17 protein-coding genes and 1 pseudogene are annotated in these 21,739 nt (G+C 54.4%); 12 read left to right on the forward strand and 6 right to left on the reverse strand.

Annotated features, from left to right (window positions below; genetic code table 11):
• Positions 1 to 72 precede the first annotated feature (72 nt).
• Positions 73 to 954, reverse strand: a complete 882-nt coding sequence (locus L3068_RS12090) for a LysR family transcriptional regulator (RefSeq protein ID WP_014883901.1) — start codon at positions 952 to 954, stop codon at positions 73 to 75.
• A 110-nt stretch (positions 955 to 1,064) separates the two neighbouring features.
• Between L3068_RS12090 and L3068_RS12095 the strand changes: the two genes are divergently transcribed.
• The 6 genes and pseudogenes from L3068_RS12095 (at position 1,065) to adhP (ending at position 7,734) form a co-directional block, all read left to right on the forward strand.
• Positions 1,065 to 1,916: a Vmh family MBL fold metallo-hydrolase gene (locus L3068_RS12095; protein WP_117581744.1), complete on the forward strand. Its 852-nt coding sequence runs from the start codon at positions 1,065 to 1,067 to the stop codon at positions 1,914 to 1,916.
• Positions 1,917 to 2,148: 232 nt separating this feature from the next.
• Positions 2,149 to 2,364, forward strand: coding sequence for a biofilm-dependent modulation protein (gene bdm, locus L3068_RS12100; RefSeq protein WP_023337329.1), 216 nt, complete (start codon positions 2,149 to 2,151; stop codon positions 2,362 to 2,364).
• Between the two features lie 95 nt (positions 2,365 to 2,459).
• Complete coding sequence (gene sra, locus L3068_RS12105) at positions 2,460 to 2,597, forward strand: stationary-phase-induced ribosome-associated protein (protein WP_008501714.1); 138 nt, start codon at positions 2,460 to 2,462, stop codon at positions 2,595 to 2,597.
• Between the two features lie 176 nt (positions 2,598 to 2,773).
• The gene (locus tag L3068_RS12110; protein ID WP_014883904.1) at positions 2,774 to 4,471 is read left to right on the forward strand and encodes an NAD-dependent malic enzyme; all 1,698 of its coding nucleotides are present in this window, start codon (positions 2,774 to 2,776) and stop codon (positions 4,469 to 4,471) included.
• Between the two features lie 344 nt (positions 4,472 to 4,815).
• Positions 4,816 to 6,525: an ABC-F family ATP-binding cassette domain-containing protein gene (locus L3068_RS12115; protein ID WP_214602752.1), complete on the forward strand. Its 1,710-nt coding sequence runs from the start codon at positions 4,816 to 4,818 to the stop codon at positions 6,523 to 6,525.
• 196 nt (positions 6,526 to 6,721) lie between these two features.
• A pseudogene (gene adhP, locus L3068_RS12120) lies at positions 6,722 to 7,734 on the forward strand (alcohol dehydrogenase AdhP).
• Positions 7,735 to 7,774: 40 nt separating this feature from the next.
• On the opposite strand, the gene araJ reads toward adhP, so the two are convergent.
• Positions 7,775 to 8,950 (reverse strand): MFS transporter AraJ, encoded by a 1,176-nt coding sequence (araJ, locus tag L3068_RS12125; RefSeq protein WP_117581748.1) that lies wholly within the window; start codon positions 8,948 to 8,950, stop codon positions 7,775 to 7,777.
• Between the two features lie 166 nt (positions 8,951 to 9,116).
• On the opposite strand from araJ, the gene ppk2 reads away from it, so the two are divergent.
• Positions 9,117 to 9,935 (forward strand): polyphosphate kinase 2, encoded by an 819-nt coding sequence (gene ppk2 / locus L3068_RS12130; RefSeq protein WP_117581750.1) that lies wholly within the window; start codon positions 9,117 to 9,119, stop codon positions 9,933 to 9,935.
• A gap of 60 nt (positions 9,936 to 9,995) precedes the next feature.
• Here the strand turns inward: ppk2 and fdnI are convergent, their stop codons facing one another.
• Genes fdnI through fdnG form a run of 3 tightly spaced genes read right to left on the reverse strand, consistent with a single transcriptional unit; the run spans position 9,996 to position 14,588 of the window.
• A complete protein-coding gene (gene fdnI, locus L3068_RS12135; RefSeq protein WP_014883910.1) occupies positions 9,996 to 10,652 on the reverse strand; it encodes a formate dehydrogenase-N subunit gamma in 657 nt (218 codons plus the stop codon).
• The gene (fdxH, locus tag L3068_RS12140; RefSeq protein ID WP_023330472.1) at positions 10,645 to 11,529 is read right to left on the reverse strand and encodes a formate dehydrogenase subunit beta; all 885 of its coding nucleotides are present in this window, start codon (positions 11,527 to 11,529) and stop codon (positions 10,645 to 10,647) included. The genes fdnI and fdxH overlap by 8 nt, the downstream gene beginning before the upstream one ends.
• 11 nt (positions 11,530 to 11,540) lie before the next feature.
• On the reverse strand, positions 11,541 to 14,588 hold the full coding sequence (gene fdnG, locus L3068_RS12145) for a formate dehydrogenase-N subunit alpha (RefSeq protein ID WP_117581752.1): 3,048 nt from the start codon (positions 14,586 to 14,588) through the stop codon (positions 11,541 to 11,543).
• A 221-nt stretch (positions 14,589 to 14,809) separates the two neighbouring features.
• On the opposite strand from fdnG, the gene yddG reads away from it, so the two are divergent.
• The 3 genes from yddG to L3068_RS12160 all read left to right on the forward strand — a co-directional run bounded on the left by yddG (position 14,810) and on the right by L3068_RS12160 (position 17,909).
• Positions 14,810 to 15,688 carry an aromatic amino acid DMT transporter YddG gene (gene yddG / locus L3068_RS12150; RefSeq protein ID WP_117581754.1) on the forward strand — a complete coding sequence of 293 codons (879 nt, stop codon included), beginning with the start codon at positions 14,810 to 14,812 and terminating at the stop codon, positions 15,686 to 15,688.
• Positions 15,689 to 16,308: 620 nt separating this feature from the next.
• Positions 16,309 to 17,391, forward strand: coding sequence for a porin OmpC (gene ompC, locus L3068_RS12155; protein WP_014883915.1), 1,083 nt, complete (start codon positions 16,309 to 16,311; stop codon positions 17,389 to 17,391).
• A 77-nt stretch (positions 17,392 to 17,468) separates the two neighbouring features.
• Complete coding sequence (locus L3068_RS12160) at positions 17,469 to 17,909, forward strand: GFA family protein (RefSeq protein ID WP_014883916.1); 441 nt, start codon at positions 17,469 to 17,471, stop codon at positions 17,907 to 17,909.
• A gap of 34 nt (positions 17,910 to 17,943) precedes the next feature.
• On the opposite strand, the gene L3068_RS12165 is transcribed toward L3068_RS12160, so the two are convergent.
• Entirely contained in the window at positions 17,944 to 19,431 is a 1,488-nt protein-coding gene (locus L3068_RS12165) for an MFS transporter (RefSeq protein WP_117580228.1), read from the reverse strand.
• Between the two features lie 116 nt (positions 19,432 to 19,547).
• Here L3068_RS12165 and L3068_RS12170 point away from each other — a divergent pair, with 116 nt between their 5' ends.
• Positions 19,548 to 20,123, forward strand: coding sequence for a TetR family transcriptional regulator (locus L3068_RS12170; protein ID WP_014883918.1), 576 nt, complete (start codon positions 19,548 to 19,550; stop codon positions 20,121 to 20,123).
• Between the two features lie 209 nt (positions 20,124 to 20,332).
• Complete coding sequence (locus L3068_RS12175) at positions 20,333 to 21,718, forward strand: NarK family nitrate/nitrite MFS transporter (protein ID WP_014883919.1); 1,386 nt, start codon at positions 20,333 to 20,335, stop codon at positions 21,716 to 21,718.
• Positions 21,719 to 21,739 lie beyond the last annotated feature (21 nt).

Raw genomic sequence — 21,739 nt, forward strand, 5'->3', positions numbered from 1 at the left:
TGCTCTCCTTTTGGCTTACAAAGGGTTAAGTATAGAAGGCTACTCAGATTCTGCGGCGAAGACAGAAGAGTCTTAGCCACTGAACACATGTTGCGCCAGTGCATCAAGGAATGCGCGCAGTGCGGCAGGTTGATATTCCCGGGACTGGTAAATGCCATGGATGGCAAGCGGTTTCGGCTCCAGCACGCTCAGAACCGGCACCAGTAATCCCTGCGCCAGCGCGTCAGATGCCTCACGCTCCGGCAACATGGCGATACCGCAGTGGTTAATCGCGGCGTCCATCAACAGCGATGAGATGCTGGCGCTCAGGTTGCCGCTGACGGCCACGCTCAGGCTTTCACCTTCCGGCGTAAGAAAATGCCAGGACTGCCCGGCGAAAAAGCTGTAGTGCAGGCAATTATGCTGCGCTAAATCTTCGGGACTGACAGGCGTTCCGTGCTGAGCAAGATAGTCCGGCGAGGCGCAAAGGACTGAACGACACTCCCCCAGTCGGCGGGCGATCATGCCCGGTTCGGGGGTGTCGGTAATGCGCACGGCGACATCAATACGCTCCCCTACCAGGCTCACCGGGTGGTTGTTCACATCCAGCTCGATGCGCAGCTGCGGGTAGCGCGCGAGCAGCCCGGGGAGCACCGGCGCAATCAGGTGCATGGCGGTAAAGTGTGCACAGGCGACCCGCAGCGTGCCTGACGGCAAATCTTTCTCCGACTGGCCCTCAATCTCCTGCGAGAGCTGCGAAAGCGTCCGCGTTTTCTGCAACACTTTTTCGCCGGCTGCGGTCAGCGTCAGCTTGCGCGTGGAGCGGTTAACCAGCCGTGTTCCCGCCCACTTTTCCATTTGTTCCAGGTAGCGGCTCACCATCGGTCGCGAGATCCCCAATGCGCGGGCCGCCGCGCTCAAACTTCCCAGCTCGCATATCCGGTTGTAGACCTGAGCGGCAATAACGCGATCCATATACGCTCCATTTGCTCGATTTATGAAACTAAGCATGTCTTGTTTCAGGAATTCTGGCAAATACAAATATCCGTACAATAGAGACTTTCCTGAACCACAGAGACATGATGATGAAGCTTACTCGCCTTGCACTGCTTTGCGCCCTTTTCACACCGGCTGTTTTTGCCGCGCCGTTGACCATTGACACGTATAACCCGCAGGAAAAAGGCATTTTCGCGGTCTCTTCCACACTGGTCTCTGGCCCGAAAGAAGCCGTTCTGTTTGACGCTCAGTTCAGCGTGAAAGATGGCGAAGCGCTGGTGGAGAAAATTCGCCGCAGCGGTAAAACGCTGAACAAGATTGTGATCACTTCCGGCGATCCGGATTTCTATTTTGGTCTGCAACCGCTGGTAAAAGCCTTCCCGAATGCCAAAGTGGTGGCCACGCAGCAGGTGGTTGACCATATTAAGGCCACCAAAGACGCCAAACTCGCCTTCTGGGGCCCGCAGATGAAAGACGGCGCGCCAACGACGCTGGTCGTTCCGCAGGTGCTCGCCTCAACCACGTTTATGGTTGACGGGGAAAAGATCGACATTGAACAACCAGACAGTTACGCGGCTTACGTGTGGATCCCGTCTGCGAAAACGATCCTCGGTGGCACCGGTGTCTCCTGGGGTATTCACGTCTGGACGGCAGATACCCAGACGCCTGTTCGCCGCCAGCAGTGGCAGCAAACCCTGGACAATATGGCTGCGCACAAACCTGAACGCGTGATCCCGGGTCACTATCTTGGGACTCCGCCTGCCGGAACGGGCGCGATTGATTTTACGCGTGGCTATCTGCAGCATTTTGAACAGGCTTTATCCGCAAACAAAGACTCCGCGGGCGTTATCGGCGCGATGAAAAAACAGTACCCGGATCTTGCCGAAGAGAGCTCCCTGGAATTAAGCGCCAAAGTAAATACCGGCGAAATGAAGTGGTAAGTTAAAAACGGCTCCTGCTATATTTCCCCCATAGCAGGAGCACCGCCAAAATATCCTCGTTGCCCAACGTCCATTTATCCCCACGTTTTAAAAGTGCATAAAAGCATGCACTTATGACATTTTCGTTTCTAAGATGAATCTTAGCCACAACGGGTAAAATATTTGCCATTCTGTTTATGAATTACATTTTTTGCGAGCCGTACCATTAAACAGACAACGACACGGAGGCAGCATGTTTACTTATTACCCGGCTAATACTGCAGCAGCACAACCTGAACTCGTTAACGCGATTGCGCAGGGTCTTCACGCCGAACACGGTGCTGTGACTGAAGATGACATTTTGATGGAACTGACCAGGTGGGTGGAATCCACGGATAATGACATCCTCAGTGACATCTACCAGCAGACCATTAACTACGTCGTCAGCGGGCGAAACGCACCTTTGTAAAAACCTGCTAAGCTGGATCTGCAACCTAAGGGGTTACATTTCGTTTGCGTAAGCAAACTGGTCCTTAAAACTATCAACAGGATTGAGGAGTTAACATGAAATCGAACCGTCAGGCACGCCACATTCTGGGACTGAACTACAAGCTTTCTAATCAGCGTAAAGTGGTGATTGAAGGCGACCACGAAACGCAAGTCACTCACGCCACCGGCAGAAAACGCCACGCGGGCAAGTAAGTTCCAGACTGAGACAGAGAACACCATCGGCAAAACCGATGGTGTTTTTGTTTATGTGTTGCGGTAATTAATATTCAGCTCCTTTATAATACCGCCCGACCGCACCCCATCGCACAGGCCAGAAAGATGACAAACAGCAGTGTCAGGGACGGATCTTCAAAAAAAGAGTGAGTGACATGGACAACAAACTGAAAAAACATCGTTCCTTATATATCCCTTATGCCGGACCGGTTTTACTCGAATTCCCCCTGCTCAACAAAGGTAGCGCCTTTAGCATGGAAGAGCGCAGCAGCTTCAACCTGCTGGGTTTACTGCCCGAAGTGGTTGAAACCATCGAAGAACAGGCAGAGCGCGCGTGGATCCAGTATCAGGGCTTCAAAACCGAAATCGACAAGCACATCTACCTGCGCAATATTCAGGACACCAATGAAACCCTCTTCTACCGCCTGGTACAGAACCATCTGGAAGAGATGATGCCGGTGATCTATACCCCGACCGTGGGTGCTGCCTGCGAGCGTTTCTCTGAGATCTACCGTCGCTCCCGCGGGGTATTCATTTCTTACCAGAACCGTCACAACATGGACGATATTCTGCAGAACGTGCCTAACCACAACATCAAAGTCATTGTGGTCACTGACGGCGAGCGCATTTTGGGTCTGGGTGACCAGGGCATCGGCGGGATGGGTATTCCGATCGGTAAGCTGTCACTGTACACCGCCTGTGGCGGCATCAGCCCGGCGTATACCCTGCCGGTAGTGCTGGATGTGGGCACCAATAACCAGCAGCTGTTGAACGATCCCCTGTATATGGGCTGGCGTCATCCGCGTATTACCGACGAAGAGTACTACCAGTTTGTCGACGATTTCATCCAGGCCGTGAAACACCGCTGGCCGGACGTGCTGCTGCAGTTCGAAGACTTTGCGCAGAAGAACGCGATGCCGCTGCTGAACCGCTATCGCGATGAGATCTGCTCCTTTAACGACGATATCCAGGGCACCGCAGCCGTGACCGTGGGTACGCTTATCGCCGCCAGCCGCGCAGCCGGCAGCCAGCTGAGCTACCAGAAAATCGTCTTCCTCGGGGCAGGCTCCGCAGGATGCGGTATCGCCGAACAGATTATTGCCCAGACGCAGCGTGAAGGCCTGAGTGAAGAGCTGGCCCGCTCCCGCGTGTTTATGGTTGACCGTTTCGGCCTGCTGACCGACGGTATGCCGAACCTGCTGCCGTTCCAGACCAAACTGGTGCAGAAACGCGAGAACCTGAAAAACTGGGATACTGACAACGAAGTCCTCTCCCTGCTGGACGTGGTGCGCAACGTGAAGCCGGATATTCTGATCGGCGTTTCCGGACAAACCGGCCTCTTCACGGAAGAGATTATTCGTGAGATGCACAAGCACTGCGAGCGCCCTATCGTGATGCCGCTTTCCAACCCGACCTCCCGCGTAGAAGCGACGCCGCAGGACATCATCGCCTGGACCGAAGGTAACGCGCTGGTTGCGACCGGCAGCCCGTTCGATCCGGTGGTATGGAAGGATAAAACCTATCCGATTGCCCAGTGCAACAACTCCTATATCTTCCCGGGTATTGGTCTGGGCGTGATCGCCTCCGGCGCGTCTCGCATTACCGATGAGATGCTGATGTCCGCGAGCGAAACCCTCGCGGGCCACTCGCCGCTGGTCAATGATGGTGAAGGGCTGGTACTGCCTGAGCTGAAGGACATCCACAAGGTGTCGCGCGCTATCGCGTTTGCGGTAGGTAAAATGGCGCAGCAGCAGGGCGTGGCGGTGAAAACCTCTGCCGACGCGCTGCAGCAGGCTATTGACGATAACTTCTGGAAGCCTGAATACCGCAGCTATCGCCGTACCTCGATTTAATTCGCTCCGACCGTTCCCTCTCCCCGTGGGAGAGGGTTAGGGTGAGGGCATCAGACCGCATCATCGAATCCCACTAGCCAAACCCCCTTTCCCCCGCTACACTCCTTTCATCCATTAACCTACTGAATATATAAGGAGGCCAATTATGCTGTACTGTGAAATTTTCAATGTTTCACATACATTTGGTGATCGCACCCGCTCAAGCGTTATCGGTATCGTGCTGCGATAACTTCTGCTTGAGCGAAGACACCAACCCCTGAAATCCCTTCTCTCGGGCTTACTGAGTTATCGTCAGCGATGTTTGACGAGGCATAAATATGCCTGTAACTCTTGGGTAAGCAACAATGAGCACTTTACTCACTGCACAATCTTTACGTGTTGATACGGCGTTTGGCACGCTCTTCGACTCCCTTTCTTTTACGCTGAAAAAAGGCGACCGCATTGGCCTGCTGGGCGATAACGGCTGCGGAAAAAGTACGCTTTTAAAGGTGCTGGACGGCACAGACTCCCCCGCCGCCGGTACGGTAGCGCTGGCCGGGCACTGCCTGATGGCGCGCATTGAGCAACATCTTCCGGACGCTATTTTCCCGCTGACCATGCTGGATGCCGTACTCGCACAGCTGCCTTTAGCTGAGCGCGATAGCCTGCGCTGGAAAGCCGAAACGCTGCTGGCTGGCATGGGCTTTACCCCGCAGGATATGACGCTGCGCTCCGCCACGCTGAGCGGCGGGCAACACACCCGGCTGCTGCTGGCGCGGGCGTTGATTCACGAGCCGGATCTGCTCCTGCTGGATGAACCCAGTAACCACCTCGATTTGCCGACCATGCTCTGGCTGGAACATTTTTTACAGAACTGGTCAGGCAGCTTCGTGCTGGTCTCGCACGACCGACAGTTGCTGGATGCCGTCACAAACGGCAGCTGGATCCTGCGCGATAAAACGCTGCACTACTTTGCCCTTCCCTGCACGGCCGCACGCAAGGCGCTTGAAGCAAAAGATGAAAGCGACGCGCAGCGCCACAAGGCGGAGCAAAAGGAGATCGACCGCGTGACCGCCAGCGCGAAGCGGCTGGCGACCTGGGGCAAGGTTTACGATAACGAAGACCTGGCCCGGAAAGCCAAACAGATGGAAAAACAGGTCGAACGGCTGAAGGAGAGCCAGACGGCGCTTACGGCTGGCAGCCAGTGGACGTTAACCCTGCGCGGCGATGCGCTTCGCGCCGACCGACTGCTGGAGATAGAAAACCTCGGCGTGCCGCCTGCGCCGGGGCTTTCTGAGCTGTTTAACATCGACATCGCGCGTCTGAAAAGCGGCGATCGCGTGGCGATTGTGGGTCGTAACGGCTGCGGAAAATCGTCTCTGATGAAGCTTATCTGGCGCTGTTTTAGTGATGAGCAGAGCGATACGGGGCTGAAACTTCATCCACGCGTGTCAGCTGGCTATTACGATCAGACGCTGAACCAGCTGCCGGATGACGCCACGCTGTTTGACGTGCTGGAGCCGTTCGCGCCCGACCCGCAACACAGAAAAATGGCGCTCATCAGCGCCGGATTTCCGTGGGCGCGTCACGGACAAAACGTCAGTACGCTCAGCGGTGGCGAACGCTCTCGACTGCTGTTTGTCGGCCTGACGCTTGCCCGCTATAGCCTGCTGATGCTCGATGAGCCGACCAACCATCTCGACATGGAGGGCAAAGAGGCGCTGGCGCAAACCCTGCAGCAGTTTGAGGGCGGCGTCCTGCTGGTCAGCCACGATCGTCAATTAATTAGCCAAAGCTGCAACCGTTTCTGGTTAATTGAAGAGGGAAAGCTGAGCGAATGGCATGATGCAGAATCGGTATTCGAGCGGCTGCGTGAAAGCGCGGGACTGGTAACATCCCCAGCTCCCGTCGATGCCACGACCATGCCTGTATCCCCCTCTGACGATCTGCTTGAACGGCTTGTCGCACTGGAAACATTGCTGGAAGACGATCTGGCGCGGAAGCCAAAGCATCAAAAACCGCAGCTACAGGCACAATGGCGTAAAGAAATTAAGGAGATAGAAGCACAGCTGTAACGCTGCGCCCGGCGAGCCTCTCGTCGGGCCAGTATTTTCCCCCTTAATTATTAGAGGAACATCCTTTTCTTAATCTGAAATCACCTTAAATGATGACATTATGTTGCGGGCACCTTGCATTACAGCGCTTAAGCATTAATCCTTGAGGAGTATTACACCTGCTATGCAGATACTCATCATGAACAAGGAGATACACATGAAGGCTGCTGTTGTTACTCAGGATCATCAGGTTAACGTTACCGAAAAAACCTTGCGCCCGCTCAAGCACGGGGAAGCCCTGCTGAAGATGGAATGCTGTGGCGTATGCCATACCGATCTTCACGTAAAGAACGGTGACTTTGGCGATAAAACCGGGGTGATCCTGGGCCATGAAGGGATTGGCATCGTGAAAGAAATCGGCCCTGGCGTGACGTCGCTGAAGGTCGGCGATCGCGCAAGCGTCGCCTGGTTCTTTGAGGGCTGTGGTCACTGTGAATACTGTAATACCGGCAACGAAACTCTGTGCCGCGATGTAAAAAACGCCGGTTACTCCGTTGATGGCGGCATGGCGGAAGAGTGCATCGTCACCGCCGATTACGCGGTAAAAGTACCGGACACGGCCTGGATTCTGCTGCCGCCAGCAGCATCACCTGCGCCGGTGTCACCACTTACAAAGCGGTGAAGATCTCAGGTATTAAACCGGGCCAGTGGATTGCCATTTATGGTCTGGGTGGGCTAGGCAACCTTGCGCTGCAGTATGCTAAAAACGTCTTTAACGCCAAAGTCATCGCGCTGGATGTTAATGACGAACAGCTGAAGCTTGCCGCCAGCATGGGTGCGGATTTGACCATCAACTCCCGCAGTGAAGATGCCGCTAAAATTGTGCAGGAAAAAACCGGCGGCGCACATGCTGCTGTCGTCACTGCCGTCGCAAAAGCGGCCTTCAACTCCGCGGTGGATGCCGTGCGCGCCGGTGGTCGTGTGGTCGCGGTTGGTCTGCCACCGGAAGCGATGAGCCTGGATATTCCGCGCCTGGTGCTGGACGGCATTCAGGTGGTGGGTTCACTGGTTGGTACCCGTCAGGATCTGCAGGAAGCGTTCCAGTTTGCGGCGGAAGGTAAAGTGGTACCGAAGGTGACAATGCGTCCAATCGAAGACATCAACGCCATCTTCAAAGAGATGGAACAGGGTCAGATCCGTGGCCGTATGGTGATTGATTTACGCTCATAAGCGCTCATCATTTATCACCGCTCCCGAAAGGGAGCGGTTTTCATACAGCCGTACGAGCCTTAACGTGTGACTGTCTTGGCCGCAGATATCCGTACAACAGCAATGCGCTCATGGCCGAGAACGAGAGTATTGCCGCTGGTAGCGTGACGTAACGCCAGCTAAAGCCAAGGGTAATCATCATCCCGCCAAAGTACGCGCCAATCGCACTGCCGAGATTAAATGCCATCTGTCCCCCTGCCGCCCCCAGCATCTCACCGCCCTTCGCATTTTGCAGAAGCAGGATTTGCAGCGGCGCAGAGAGCGCAAACAGCCCGGCACAGCAGATAAAGCCCATGACCAGCGAGGCCGTTTTCTGTTCGCCAGTGGCAAAAAGCAGCAGCAGTGAGGCGACAATCACCATATCGGTGGTGGCGGCAATGCGCAGCGGGCTAAAGCGACCAGAGAGTTTACCGCTTAACAGATTGCCCAACACCATCCCAAGACCCATCAGCATCATGATGGCGGTCATCACCCCTTCCGAAAAACCAGAGACGTTAACCATAAAGGGCTTAACGAAGCTGAACCACGCAAACACACCGGCGTTACCAAACATAGTGGCGGCAAAAATCAGCCACGGTTCTGGTCTTTTCAGAAAATGGAACTGCTCGGTCAATTTGATTTCTGATCTGTCATGGAGGTGTGGCACCCAAAGGATAACCGACAGGATCACCAGCGCATCGAACACGGCAATCAGGAAAAAGGTATAGCGCCAGCTAAATGCGTGCCCCAGCCAGGTACCCAGCGGGACACCGACCAGGTTAGCCACGGTCATACCGGCGATCATCCCGGCCACGGCAACCGTTACCTTCCCCGGTGGTGCTATTTTAGAGAGGATAATCGCCCCGACGCCAAAAATGGCCCCGTGCGGAAAACCAGAAATTAAACGCCCCAGCGCCAGCCAGAAATAGGACGTGGAGAAAGTAAACAGCGCATTGCCGACAGCGCACATTGCCACCAGGAACAACAGCGTGGTTTTTAACGAGAACTTGCCCGAAAAGAGCGCCACAATCGGGGCACCAATCACCACGCCGAAAGCATAAAACGAAATCATATTCCCGGCCGAGGGAATAGAAATGCCGGTGTCGTGCGCCAGTTCGGTGAGCACACCCATAATGCCAAATTCAGCCATCCCCAGGCCAAACGTGCCAAGCGCCAACGAAAAAATTGTCTTTTTCATACCACGACCACAGGTTAAAAACTCGCGACGGGCATTATTGAACAAACTTGTATGGTGAGCCAGTTCAAATCAGCTGGCTGACACGTTAATCCATTAATTCAGGTGGATTACACTTCATAGTGCGGCCTCGCTTTTTCCCGCGCCGGACAACCTGAGGATGACAATCATGGAAAGCAAGAAGAAAACCAGTGTCGCTGTTGATGTCGAAAAAAATGCACCGCTGAAAACCAAAGAGTACGAAAAAGAGCTTCGTCGCCTCCACGTTGAACTGGTGAAGCTCCAGCAATGGGTCGTCGCCAAAGGGTTAAAAGTGTGTATCGTTTTTGAAGGGCGCGATGGCGCCGGTAAAGGCGGCACCATAAAAGCGATCACCGAGCGCGTCAGCCCGCGCGTTTTCCGCGTTGTTGCCCTTCCCGCCCCCACCGAGAAAGAGAAAACCCAGCTCTATTTTCAGCGTTATGTTCCCCATCTGCCCGCTGCCGGGGAGATCGTGATATTCGACCGAAGCTGGTACAACCGCGCGGGCGTCGAGCGGGTCATGGGGTTCTGCACGCCGGAACAGGTGGAGAAGTTTCTCGACGGTACGCCGGTGATGGAAAAAGCGATGGTTGATGCCGGGATTATTCTGCTGAAGTACTGGCTTGAGGTGACACCCAAAGAGCAGGAACGCCGTTTACGTGACCGTATTAACGACGGTCGTAAAATATGGAAGCTCTCACCGATGGATATTAAATCGTTTAACCTGTGGGATGAATATACCGTAGCGCGCGATGCCATGTTTGCGGCAACCGATACCGCCTGGGCACCGTGGTATGTGGCCCGTTCGGAAGATAAGAAACGCGTGCGGCTGAATATTATTTCGCATCTCCTGACGCAGATCCCGTATAAAGAAATTCACGTTGAAAAGGTGGAATTACCGAAACGTAAAATTGGCAAAGTGAAACCGACGAAATACCCGTTCCGTTATGTGGAAGAGCGGTTCTGATATCATTCTTGTAGGCCCGCGCAAGCGCAGCGCCGCCGGGCAAAGCCGACGGCGCAGGTCTTACTTCATCCCTTCCGTACTTTCCTGTTTCGCTTCCAGTCGTTCCACATCGCGATACCAGCGCGGGTGATGTTTCTGCGCCCAGCGACGACTCACCTTCCCTTCAATCATCCCTTTAATCGACCCCTTCACCCAGAACGCCATATACATATGGATCAAAATGGCATGGATCAGAATAATGGCTGAGGTGGCGTGGATCAGCAGCGCGTAGCGCACCACCTGAATCGGGAAATACGAGGCAAAATACGGACGCCAGATAATGACGCCCGTCACCAGCAGCACAAAAATCATGCTCATGATGGTCCAGAACATCATCTTTTGTCCGGCATTATATTTGCCTACTTTCGCCACTTTATGCTCGTTGCCCTTCAGCACTTCGACAATTCCTTTTAGCCACGGAATGTCCTGCTTATCCGGGATATTGTGATGGACGAAGCGCACGAACATAAACATCAGCACCACGAAAATCAGCACGCCGAAGAACGGGTGCAGAATGCGTCCCATCTGCGGGGTGCCGAAAGTTTCCGTCAGCCACTGGAGCGTAGGGAAGAAGAACGAGATGCCGGAGACCGCCACCAGGAAGAAGCAAATGACCACCGTCCAGTGACAGGCGCGGTCGACAAACTTCGTGCGCACGATCATTTTCGACTTACTCATGATGCTCCTCCTCGTCGTCATCCACCTCTTTATTTGGCCCGATACCAATGTAGTGATAAATCAACCCGGCAAAGGTGGCGATAAAGCCCGCTGCAGAGAGCGGTTTGAGCGCCCCTTTCCACAGGTTGATTGAGGTGTCGATCGCCGGATCTTTCGGCAGATTGTGATACAGCTCCGGCTGGTCGTTATGGTGCAGCACGTACATAACGTGCGTACCGCCCACGCCCTGCGGGTTATAAATACCCGCCTTGTCGTAGCCGCGCGCTTTGAGTTTGTCCACCCGCGCCTGCGCCACATCAAGCATCTCTTTCTTAGTGCCGAAGTGAATCGCCCCGGTCGGACAGGTTTTCACACAGGCAGGCTCCTGCCCGACGCTCACGCGGTCCACGCACAGGGTGCATTTATAGACCCGGTTATCCTCTTTATTGAGGCGCGGAATATTAAACGGACAGCCCGCGATGCAGTACCCACAGCCGATGCAGTTGTCCTGCTGGAAGTCGACGATCCCATTGGCATACTGAATAATCGCCCCCGCGGACGGGCACGCCTTCAGACAGCCCGGATCCTCACAGTGCATGCAGCCGTCTTTACGGATTAACCACTCCAGCTTGCCGTTCTGCTCGGTCTCGCTAAAGCGCATCACCGTCCAGGATTTGGCGCTCAGATCCGCCGGATTATCGTAGACCCCGACGCAGTGCCCCACCTCGTCGCGGATATCATTCCACTCCGAACAGGCCACCTGGCAGGCTTTACAGCCCACGCAGGAAGAGACATCGATAAGCTTAGCGACTTCTGCCTTATAGTCCCGCGCACGAGGCGCGGGGGTAATCGGGTTGGTCGCGGAGCGTTTAATAATGTCTTGTGTTTCCATCGCCATTTAATCGCTCCTTACGCTTTCTCGATGTTGACCAGAAACGCTTTGTATTCCGGCGTTTGCGAGTTGGAATCGCCAACGTTTGGCGTCAGGGTATTGGCGATGTAGCCTTTCTGCGCCACCCCTTCAAAGCCCCAGTGCAACGGAATACCGACCGTCTCCACCTGCTGACCATGAACGTTCAGGCTCTGCAGACGACGGGTCACCACCGCCACCGCGCGGATAAAGCCACGCTTGCTGCTCACCTTCACGCGGTCACCGTTGGCAATCCCCTTCGCTTTCGCCAGCGTTTCGCTTATCTCCACAAACTGTTCCGGTTGGGCGATGGCGTTAAGCCGCGCGTGCTTGGTCCAGGTATGGAAATGCTCGGTCAGGCGATAGGTTGTACCCACATACGGGAATTTGTCCTTTTTGCCTAAGCGCAATTCGTCGTCTTCATAGATCCGCACCACCGGGCTGGAGACCACGTTCGGGTGCAGCGGGTTAGTGCCGAGCGGCGTTTCCATCGGCTCGTAGTGTTCCGGGAATGGCCCTTCTGCCAGCTTGTTGAGCGCAAACAGGCGACCCAGCCCTTCCGGCTGCATGATAAACGGCCCGGTGTTGCTGCCCGGCGCGGCGGTGTTGTAGTCCGGGATATCATTCCCTGCCCACTTCGAGCCGTTCCACTGGATCAGCATGCGTTTTGGATCCCACGGCTTGCCGTTCACGTCGGCGGAGGCGCGGTTATACAGCACGCGGCGGTTCAGCGGCCACGCCCAGGCCCAGCCCAGCGTATTGCCCAGCCCGGACGGGTCGGCGTTATCGCGGTTCGCCATCTGGTTACCCTGCTCCGTCCAGCTGCCGGTGTAGATCCAGCAGGAAGATGCCGTGGTACCGTCATCACGCAACAGCGCGAAGCTGTTCAGCAGCTGGCCTTTTTTCGCCACCAGGCTACCGTTGGCATCATAAATATCCGCCAGCGCAACGCCGTTGTTCTCTTTCGCCACTTCTTCTGACTCTGGACGATCCGGCTGCTTATAGTTCCAGCGCATTTTCAGCAGCGGCTCAGCGCCTTTACCGCCCTCGGAGCGATACATTTCGCGCAGACGATGGTAAATCCCGGCCAGGATCTCACCGTCATTCCGCGCTTCACCCGGTGCCTCCTGGCCTTTCCAGTGCCACTGCAGCCAGCGACCGGAGTTCGCAATGGAGCCATCCTCTTCCGCAAAGCAGGTGGACGGCAGGCGGAACACCTCGGTCTGAATCGACGCCGGATCGACATCGTTCGCTTCACCGTGGTTCTGCCAGAAGGTCGAGGTTTCGGTCACCAGCGGGTCGATTACGACCATGTACTTCAGCTTGCTCAAGCTGCGAACGACTTTGTTCTTGTCCGGGAAGGACGCTACCGGGTTAAAGCCCTGGCAGATATACCCCGTGACGTTACCCTTATCCATCATGTTGAAATACTTAATGACGTCGTACGCCTGATCCCACTTCGGCAGCCACTCGAAGCCCCAGTCGTTCTCTTTCTGCGCCGCGTCGCCGTAGAAGGATTTCATCAGGCTGACGTAGAACTTCGGATAGTTGCTCCAGTAGTTCACCTGATCCGGCAGCGTCGCTTTTGGCGTGTTGGCCTCAAGATACGTTTGCAGATTTGCCTGCTTTTCCGACGGCAGCATCAGGTAACCCGGCAGGCTGGTGGAGAGCAGGCCGAGGTCGGTGAGCCCCTGAATATTGGAGTGACCGCGCAGCGCATTCACGCCGCCCCCTGCCATTCCCATGTTGCCGAGCAGCAGCTGGATCATCGCCATGGTGCGGATGTTCTGCGCACCCACGGTGTGCTGCGTCCAGCCCAGCGCATACAGGAAGGTCGTTGTTCTGTCTGCCGCACTGGTGGAGGCCAGCACTTCGCACACTTTCAGGAAGTCCGCTTTCGGCGTACCGCAGATGTTCTCCACCACGTCCGGCGTATAGCGGGAAACATGCTGCTTCAGCAGGTTCCACACGCAGCGCGGGTGCGTCAGTGTTTCATCGCGCATTGCATAGCCGTTTTCGTCGAACTGATAGTTCCACGAGGACTTGTCATACTGGCGTTTTTCCGCGTCATAGCCGCTGAACAGCCCGTCGTCGAAGGCAAAGTCATCCCGCACCAGCAGGTTTGCGTTGGTGTAGTGCTTAACGTATTCCGCGTTAATTTTGTTGTTTTCGATCAGGTACAGCAGTACGCCGGACAGGAACGTAATGTCCGTGCCGGAGCGGATCGGCGCATAGATATCGGCCACCGAAGCCGTGCGCGTAAAGCGCGGATCGACGACGATCAGCGTCGCATCGTTGTTGTTTTTCGCTTCCATCGCCCAGCGGAATCCCACCGGATGGGCTTCAGCGGCGTTACCGCCCATTACCACCACGACGTTAGCGTTTTTGATATCAACCCAGTGGTTGGTCATCGCACCGCGACCAAATGTTGGAGCAAGACTTGCTACCGTTGGTCCGTGTCAGACGCGCGCCTGGTTATCAACCGCCAGCATGCCGAGAGAGCGCACAAATTTTTGCGTCAGCATGCCGGTTTCATTACTGGCCGCAGAGGCACATAACATACCGGTGGAAAGCCAGCGGTTGACCGTCACCCCCTCTGCATTCTTTTCAACAAAGTTGGCGTCGCGGTCGGCTTTCATCAATTTTGCAATACGGGAGAAGGCCTCATCCCAGGAAATACGCTGCCATTTGTCCGAGCCTGGCGCACGGTATTCCGGATAACGCAGGCGGTTTTCGCTGTGAACGTAGTCCAGCAGACCCGCGCCTTTCGGGCATAACGCCCCACGGCTCACCGGATGATCCGGGTCCCCTTCAATATGATAAATCGCTTCTCTGGCGTTCTTCGCGCCATCACCCAGGCTGTACATCAAAAGCCCACAACCCACGGAGCAGTATGTGCAGGTGTTACGGATCTCTTTCGCGCGCAGCAGTTTATAGTTGCGTGCCTGAGCCAGCGCCATTTTAGGAGCGAATCCCAGCATAGCGGCTGTTGTTCCGGCCATACCGCCCGCGCAGATTTTAAAAAATTGTCTGCGGCTGACGTCCATTGTTGTCCTCGTGTTCAAATAAGACTTCGCGCCGCAAACTAACAGCAAAACCCCTTTTTTTTTTGCGTCAAATCAAGGTCGCGTGACTTCGCCCTCTTAATGGTCACCGCTCGCGCCTTCAAATAATCCTTTAGGGTTAAACACATGCGAGAATAATTCGCAACAGCGTCAGGATTAATGCTATATCTTTTTCCTTTGATTTTTTTAGCGATGAAGACGTAATGGACAGAAAGAGAGCAACGCTTATCGGGCTGGCAGCGATTCTGTTGTGGAGCACAATGGTGGGCCTGATTCGTAGCGTGAGTGAGGGACTGGGGCCCGTCGGCGGTGCGGCGATGATATACACCCTCAGCGGATTATTGTGTCTGGTAACGGTGGGATTTCCTGATATTAAACGCTTTTCACCCAGGTATCTTATTGCCGGCAGCATACTGTTTGTCAGTTACGAAATTTGCCTTGCCCTGTCGTTAGGCTATGCCGCCACGCGAGCGCAGGCCATTGAAGTGGGAATGGTCAACTATCTCTGGCCGAGCCTGACGATCGTCTTTGCTATTTTGTTCAACGGACAAAAATCAACGCTGTGGGTTATCCCCGGCTTAATCCTTGCACTACTCGGTGTATGTTGGGTACTAGGGGGTGATCAAGGATTACACCCTGATGAAATAATGCGCAATATTGTATCGAATCCACTCAGCTATACGCTGGCTTTTGCCGGGGCATTTATCTGGGCGGCCTACTGCACGGTAACCCGTAAATTTGCTAACGGGCAAAACGGCATTACCCTGTTTGTTTTGCTGACGGCACTGAGCCTGTGGGTGAAATATGCGCTGAGCGATCAGCCGGAAATGGTCTTCACTGTTCCGGTTGTCGTGAAACTCGTTATGTGTGGTGTGGCGCTAGGGTTAGGTTATGCCGCCTGGAATGTTGGCATTTTGCACGGTAACGTCACGGTGCTGGCCGCCGTATCCTATTTTACTCCCGTACTCTCTGCCGCGCTTGCCGCCGTGCTGCTGAGTTCCCCCCTCTCTTTCTCGTTCTGGCAAGGCGCGCTGATGGTCTGCGTCGGGTCATTGCTTTGCTGGTACGCCACCAAAAAATAATTCCGAATCAGCTGTCGGGAAATATTCATCCCGACAGCAAAAAATTAACATAAATTTAATATTTGGGCGCACGTTACGCTATTCTTCAGTTCGGTAGAGCACGCGTTTAACTTCTGTATATATTACCCTCTTTTCGTAAATTTGCGTCTCTTAATATTGACACAAACTGACACCGCCATGTGATTAATTGCCGCCAAATACTCACAATATTAATAGCACAAAGTGCAATAGTGTGTTTCTGTGTGTTTCTGCCTAAGCAACGGAATTTCCGTGCAATTAAGGGCGCAAGGCCGCCTTTTTCGGTTAAATACACTCTACCACCTAACCAAAAGAACGGCATTACCGATAATTAACATATTTTATAACAACCCAATGAAACTATATTGACGGAAATAAACCCCACCCAAAATTGATTAAATACTCATCATTTCAGGCTATTTTTAGGCCATTAATCCGATCTCGATCACACTAAATGAAATTATTATTAATATTTTGAAACTTATTATTGAAAGAGGACTACAAGATTTTTAAAAATAACGTGCCATTGACGAGCGGCCTCGTTTAAAACTCGTTCAAAGTGGCTCAGGAAATACCTAAGAAAATTATAAGGAATATTTAAGATGAAACTTAAATTAGTTGCAGTGGCAGTGACTTCCATGTTGGCAGCAGGCGTTGTAAACGCGGCTGAAGTTTATAACAAAGACGGTAACAAGCTGGATCTGTACGGTAAAGTAACAGGTCTGCACTATTTCTCTGATGACGCTGGCAACGACGGCGACAAAACTTACGTTCGTCTGGGCTTCAAAGGTGAAACTCAGATCAACGATCAGCTGACCGGTTACGGCCAGTGGGAATATGAGTTCAAAGGCAACCGCTCTGAATCCCAGGGCACTGACGGCAGCAAAACGCGTCTGGCCTTCGCAGGTCTGAAATTCAACGAATTCGGTTCTTTCGACTACGGTCGTAACTACGGTGTTGCTTACGACATCGGCGCATGGACTGACGTTCTGCCAGAGTTCGGTGGTGATACCTGGACGCAGACTGATGGCTTTATGACTGGCCGTACGACTGGCGTTGCAACCTACCGTAACACCGACTTCTTCGGTCTGGTTGACGGTCTGAACTTCGCTGCTCAGTACCAGGGTAAAAACGATGACCGTAACATCACCGAAGCGAACGGTGACGGCTGGGGTCTGTCTTCTACCTATGAAATGGACGGCTTCGCTGTCGGTGCTACCTACGCGAAATCTGACCGTACTGACCGTCAGGTTGCTGCAGGTCGCGTAGCCAATACCGTTAACGCTGGCGGTGAAAACGCAGAAGTTTGGGCTGCTGGTCTGAAATACGATGCGAACAACATCTACCTGGCAACCACCTACTCTGAAACCCGCAACATGACCAACTTCGGTGACGGTTATATCGCGAACAGAGCTCAGAACTTCGAAGTTGTTGCTCAGTATCAGTTCGACTTCGGTCTGCGTCCATCCATCGCTTACCTGAAATCCAAAGGTAAAGATCTGGGTTCATACGGCGACCAGGATCTGGTTGAATACGTTGACGTTGGCGCGAGCTACTACTTCAACAAAAACATGTCTACCTATGTTGATTACAAAATCAACCTGGTTGACGACAACAGCTTCACCAAAGCAACTGGCGTTGCTACCGACAACATCGTTGCTGTCGGCCTGACCTACCAGTTCTAAGATTTGTCACGCTAAAAAGCCAGCCCATGTGGCTGGCTTTTTTTATACGGATTTCTGGCGTCAAAAAGGAGAACGCCATGCACCTGTTCAAAGGACGCTGCTTATGCGGAATGAGTCAGTTCAGCGTGAGCCTCAACCATTTTGATGTATATGCCTGTCACTGTACGCAATGCCAGAAGTGGTCAGGCGGCATTGCCATGTATCTTGAGACGCAGGGCGAGCCGCTTGTGGAGCAAGATTCCATTGCCCCGTCTCATTTCGCCTCATCCGCACGCGGAGAACGCTGGTTTTGTCCAGGCTGCGGCTGCCCGCTGTGGTTCAAACTGACCGCAACGGCGCGCTATTTTATTCCCTGGACGCTGCTTGAGATGAGCGAAGATGAACGACGTCGGCTGGTACTTGCAGCAGAAATCTATACTGAAACCCAACCCGCGTTTTTTGGCCTGACCGGGCAATACGCACGCTACAGCGGTTCGGAAATTGAAGCACGAGATGAACACTGCCTGCTAACGCCGTAAACTGCTGCCCGGCCAGCCTGCGCACCAGGCTTGTTTACTGCTTTGGCACCTTCGCCAGGCTAAACCACATTCCTGCCGCCAGCAGCAACAGCATGCCCCCCGCACTCCCCAGCGCCACGCTGTGGGAGGTAATAAACGCACTTTTCGCCGCCTCCGTCACCGAAACCGCCAGTGCTGGCGTGAGATCCTGCGCCACCTTCATCGCCTCGCCGATGGATGACGAGGCTTTGTCGACGAGAGACGCATTCAGCCCCTGCGGCAAATCAATCGACGCAGAGAAACTGCGGGTCAGCAGCAGACCAAAGATAGCGATCCCAAGCCCGGCCCCCAGTTCATAAGACATGGTTTCAATCGCCCCGGCAGCGGCGGCCTTTTCTTTCGGCGCGGCGGCCATGATTGCAGAGGTCGAGGCCAGCAGCGCGCTGGCGGCGCTGAAGCCCAACAGCACCATCAGGCTCCACGCCTGCCACTGCTGCGTGCTGAAATCGAGCATCGAGAGGCCAATGAAACTGACCGCGCTGAGCCCCATGCCACCCGCAGCGACAATGCGTAGCCCCAGACACCCCACCAGTACCCCGGCGATCGGCCCGCTAAACCCGCTCGCCACCATGACCGGAAGCATAAACATGCCCGCTTCAAATGGCGTAAAGCCGTGAACGAATTGCAATTCCTGCGCCATCAGCAGCTCAAAGCCCACCAGCGCGATCATCGCCGTCATCGCCATCACCACACCGCTGAGAATGATGCGGTGACAAAACAGGCGCATGTCGATCATTGGCACGCGGGCGCGCAGTTGAATACGCACGAAAATCAACAGCATCACAGCCCCGGTAAGCAACGTACAGGCTACCAGCCACGGCGACAGCACGCCTTTCAACGCGGTTTTGGCGCTGTAGACCAGCAGCAGGATAGCCACAATCAGCATGATGGCATGGCTGATATTCAGCGGCTGCTCAGGACGCCCCTGTTGACGGGGTACAAAACGCGCGGCCAGCGACACCACCACCAGCACGATCGGGACGTTGATTAAAAACACCGATCCCCAGTAGAAATGCTCAAGCAGGATACCGCCAATCAGCGGACCAAATGCCGCCCCACCTGAACCCACGGCCGCCCAGACGCCAAGCGCGATATTACGATCCCGCGCGTCGGTAAACAGCGTGCGGATCCCGGCCAGCGTGGCCGGAATGATCATCGCCGCACCGATTGCAAGCGAGGCGCGCGCCGCAATCAGCCACCCGGCTGACGGCGCAAAGGCTGCCGCCAGGGACGACACCCCGAACAGCATGCTGCCGATCATTAACAATCGTTTAAACCCCATGCGGTCACCGAGTGCGCCCATCGGCAGCACCATACCCGCCATCACCAGCGAGTAGATGTCGATAATCCACAGTAATTCGTTACCGCTGGCGCCCAGCGTCATGCTCAATGTCGGCGCCGCCACGTGCAGCACCGTCGCGTCGATCGCGACCGGGATATAAACCAGCACGATAATCACTAACGCTAACCACTGACGAAACATAAATTTCCTTTTCATTTTAAACATGGACACATGTCCAGGATGCGATCCTACGTAAAGTTGAACGAGTGTCCAGCTTTTTGTTACACTCGTTTCATTCCCATTGAGAGTGAGTAAACATGCGATATCTGAGCAAGGATGAACGGCGGGAAGCAATCTTACAGGCCGCCATGCGCGTGGCGCTCGCCGAGGGGCTGGCGGCGATGACGGTGCGGCGCATTGCGACTGAAGCGGGCGTCGCTACCGGGCAGGTTCATCACCACTTTGCCTCCGGCGGTGAGTTGAAATCGCTGGCATTCGTTCGCCTGATCCGCGAGCTATTAGATGCCGACGTAGCGGATGAACGTGCCACCTGGCGGGAACGGTTGCACAGCATGCTCGGCAGCGACGACGGTAAGTTTGAGCCTTATATCCGACTGTGGCGGGAAGCGCAAATTCTCGCCAGCCGGGATCCCGAGATCAAAGCGGCTTATGTCCTGACCATGGAGATGTGGCATCACGAGACGGTGGTTATTATCCGTGCCGGGGCGGAAGCAAGGGCATTCACACTCACCGATCGGGCGGAAAATATTGCCTGGCGTTTGATAGGGCTGGTTTGCGGCCTGGATGGGATCACCGTATTAAATATGCCGGAAATGGACGATGCGGCGCTAAATAAACATCTCGACAAACTTATCACGCTGGAATTGTTTTAATACTCCTTCTGGAGTATTAATTCCCGCAACACTTACAATTGGTAACATATTAAGCGCTCCGCAATTTCCATTCTCACCTCAGGGGCGCGCTTTTTTATCTATCCTTTCAGATGTATCCCAAAACATCCAATAAATCCAACAGCAAATTCTCACTCATCTTTTTGTTTTTACTTCTTTTTTCTTTCCATTAAGGTAAGCAAGAGGGCGCTATGTCGCAACAAAGTGAAAAGAATAATCCGCATCTGTTGAGTAACTGGAAACCTGAAAACGCGCAATTCTGGGAGAATAAAGGAAAACATATCGCACGAAGAAATCTATGGATTTCTGTGGCTTGCCTGCTATTAGCGTTTTGCGTCTGGATGTTATTTAGCGCCATCGCCGTCAACCTGAATAAAGTCGGATTTAATTTCACCACCGATCAGCTTTTTATGCTAACAGCATTACCTTCTCTCTCCGGTGCGATATTGCGCGTCCCCTACTCGTTTATGGTACCGATATTCGGTGGGCGTTACTGGACGGTATTGAGTACCGTCATCCTGATTATCCCCTGCGTGTGGCTGGGAATTGCCATTCAAAACCCCGCGACGCCGTACTGGATCTTTATCATCATCGCCCTGCTCTGCGGTTTTGCTGGCGCTAACTTCGCATCGAGCATGGGCAACATCAGCTTTTTCTTCCCGAAATCCAGACAGGGCAGCGCGCTGGGCATCAACGGCGGGCTGGGCAACCTGGGCGTCAGCGTGATGCAGCTGGTTGCGCCGCTGGTCATTTTCCTCCCGATGTTCACCTTCCTCGGCGTGCACGGCGTGCCACAGGAGGATGGCTCGACGATGTGGCTGGCAAACGCGGCCTGGATCTGGGCCCCCCTCCTGCTGCTGGCAACCATTGCGGCGTTTTTTGGCATGAACGATATTGCCAGCTCAAAGGCCTCCATCGCCAGCCAGCTTCCGGTCCTGAAACGCTTTCACCTCTGGCTGCTAAGCCTGCTCTATCTGGCGACCTTCGGCTCGTTTATCGGTTTCTCGGCGGGCTTTGCCATGCTGTCGAAAACCCAGTTTCCGGACGTGAACATCCTGCACCTCGCCTTCTTTGGTCCCCTGATCGGCGCGCTGGCCCGCTCGGCGGGCGGGATGATCTCCGACAAACTGGGCGGCGTGCGGGTGACGCTGATCAACTTCGTCTTTATGGCTATTTTTAGCGCCCTGATTTTCCTGACGCTTCCGGGCTCCGGTTCAGGCAGTTTCTTCGCCTTCTATCTGGTGTTTATGGGGCTGTTCCTCACTGCCGGACTGGGCAGCGGCTCCACCTTCCAGATGATCGCGATTATTTTCCGCCAAATTACCCTCGACCGCGTCAAAAAGCAGGGCGGCACGGACGAGCAGGCGCAGCATGAAGCGGTGACCGAAACAGCGGCCGCGCTGGGCTTTATCTCTGCCATCGGCGCCGTGGGTGGCTTCTTCATTCCCAAAGCGTTTGGCACCTCGCTGGCAATGACCGGATCGCCGGTCGGGGCCATGAAAGTGTTCCTCGTGTTTTACATCGTCTGTGTCCTTGTCACCTGGCTGGTGTACGGCCGCAAATCGTCACAAAAATAATAACGACCTCTTTGCCGGAGC

The organism is Enterobacter cloacae complex sp. ECL414 (genome assembly GCF_021869685.1).
In the GTDB taxonomy this organism is placed as follows: Bacteria; Pseudomonadota; Gammaproteobacteria; order Enterobacterales; family Enterobacteriaceae; genus Enterobacter; species Enterobacter kobei.

Bases quoted from the DNA above. Each gene is read 5' to 3' on its own strand.
- ompC (WP_014883915.1), top strand. From the start codon at position 16,309: ATGAAACTTAAATTAGTTGCAGTGGCAGTGACTTCCATGTTGGCAGCA.
- L3068_RS12090 (WP_014883901.1), bottom strand. From the start codon at position 954: ATGGATCGCGTTATTGCCGCTCAGGTCTACAACCGGATATGCGAGCTG.
- L3068_RS12110 (WP_014883904.1), top strand. From the start codon at position 2,774: ATGGACAACAAACTGAAAAAACATCGTTCCTTATATATCCCTTATGCC.
- fdxH (WP_023330472.1), bottom strand. From the start codon at position 11,529: ATGGCGATGGAAACACAAGACATTATTAAACGCTCCGCGACCAACCCG.
- araJ (WP_117581748.1), bottom strand. From the start codon at position 8,950: ATGAAAAAGACAATTTTTTCGTTGGCGCTTGGCACGTTTGGCCTGGGG.
- L3068_RS12175 (WP_014883919.1), top strand. From the start codon at position 20,333: ATGTCGCAACAAAGTGAAAAGAATAATCCGCATCTGTTGAGTAACTGG.
- L3068_RS12095 (WP_117581744.1), top strand. From the start codon at position 1,065: ATGAAGCTTACTCGCCTTGCACTGCTTTGCGCCCTTTTCACACCGGCT.
- ppk2 (WP_117581750.1), top strand. From the start codon at position 9,117: ATGGAAAGCAAGAAGAAAACCAGTGTCGCTGTTGATGTCGAAAAAAAT.
- bdm (WP_023337329.1), top strand. From the start codon at position 2,149: ATGTTTACTTATTACCCGGCTAATACTGCAGCAGCACAACCTGAACTC.
- yddG (WP_117581754.1), top strand. From the start codon at position 14,810: ATGGACAGAAAGAGAGCAACGCTTATCGGGCTGGCAGCGATTCTGTTG.
- sra (WP_008501714.1), top strand. From the start codon at position 2,460: ATGAAATCGAACCGTCAGGCACGCCACATTCTGGGACTGAACTACAAG.
- L3068_RS12170 (WP_014883918.1), top strand. From the start codon at position 19,548: ATGCGATATCTGAGCAAGGATGAACGGCGGGAAGCAATCTTACAGGCC.
- L3068_RS12160 (WP_014883916.1), top strand. From the start codon at position 17,469: ATGCACCTGTTCAAAGGACGCTGCTTATGCGGAATGAGTCAGTTCAGC.
- L3068_RS12165 (WP_117580228.1), bottom strand. From the start codon at position 19,431: ATGTTTCGTCAGTGGTTAGCGTTAGTGATTATCGTGCTGGTTTATATC.
- fdnI (WP_014883910.1), bottom strand. From the start codon at position 10,652: ATGAGTAAGTCGAAAATGATCGTGCGCACGAAGTTTGTCGACCGCGCC.
- L3068_RS12115 (WP_214602752.1), top strand. From the start codon at position 4,816: ATGAGCACTTTACTCACTGCACAATCTTTACGTGTTGATACGGCGTTT.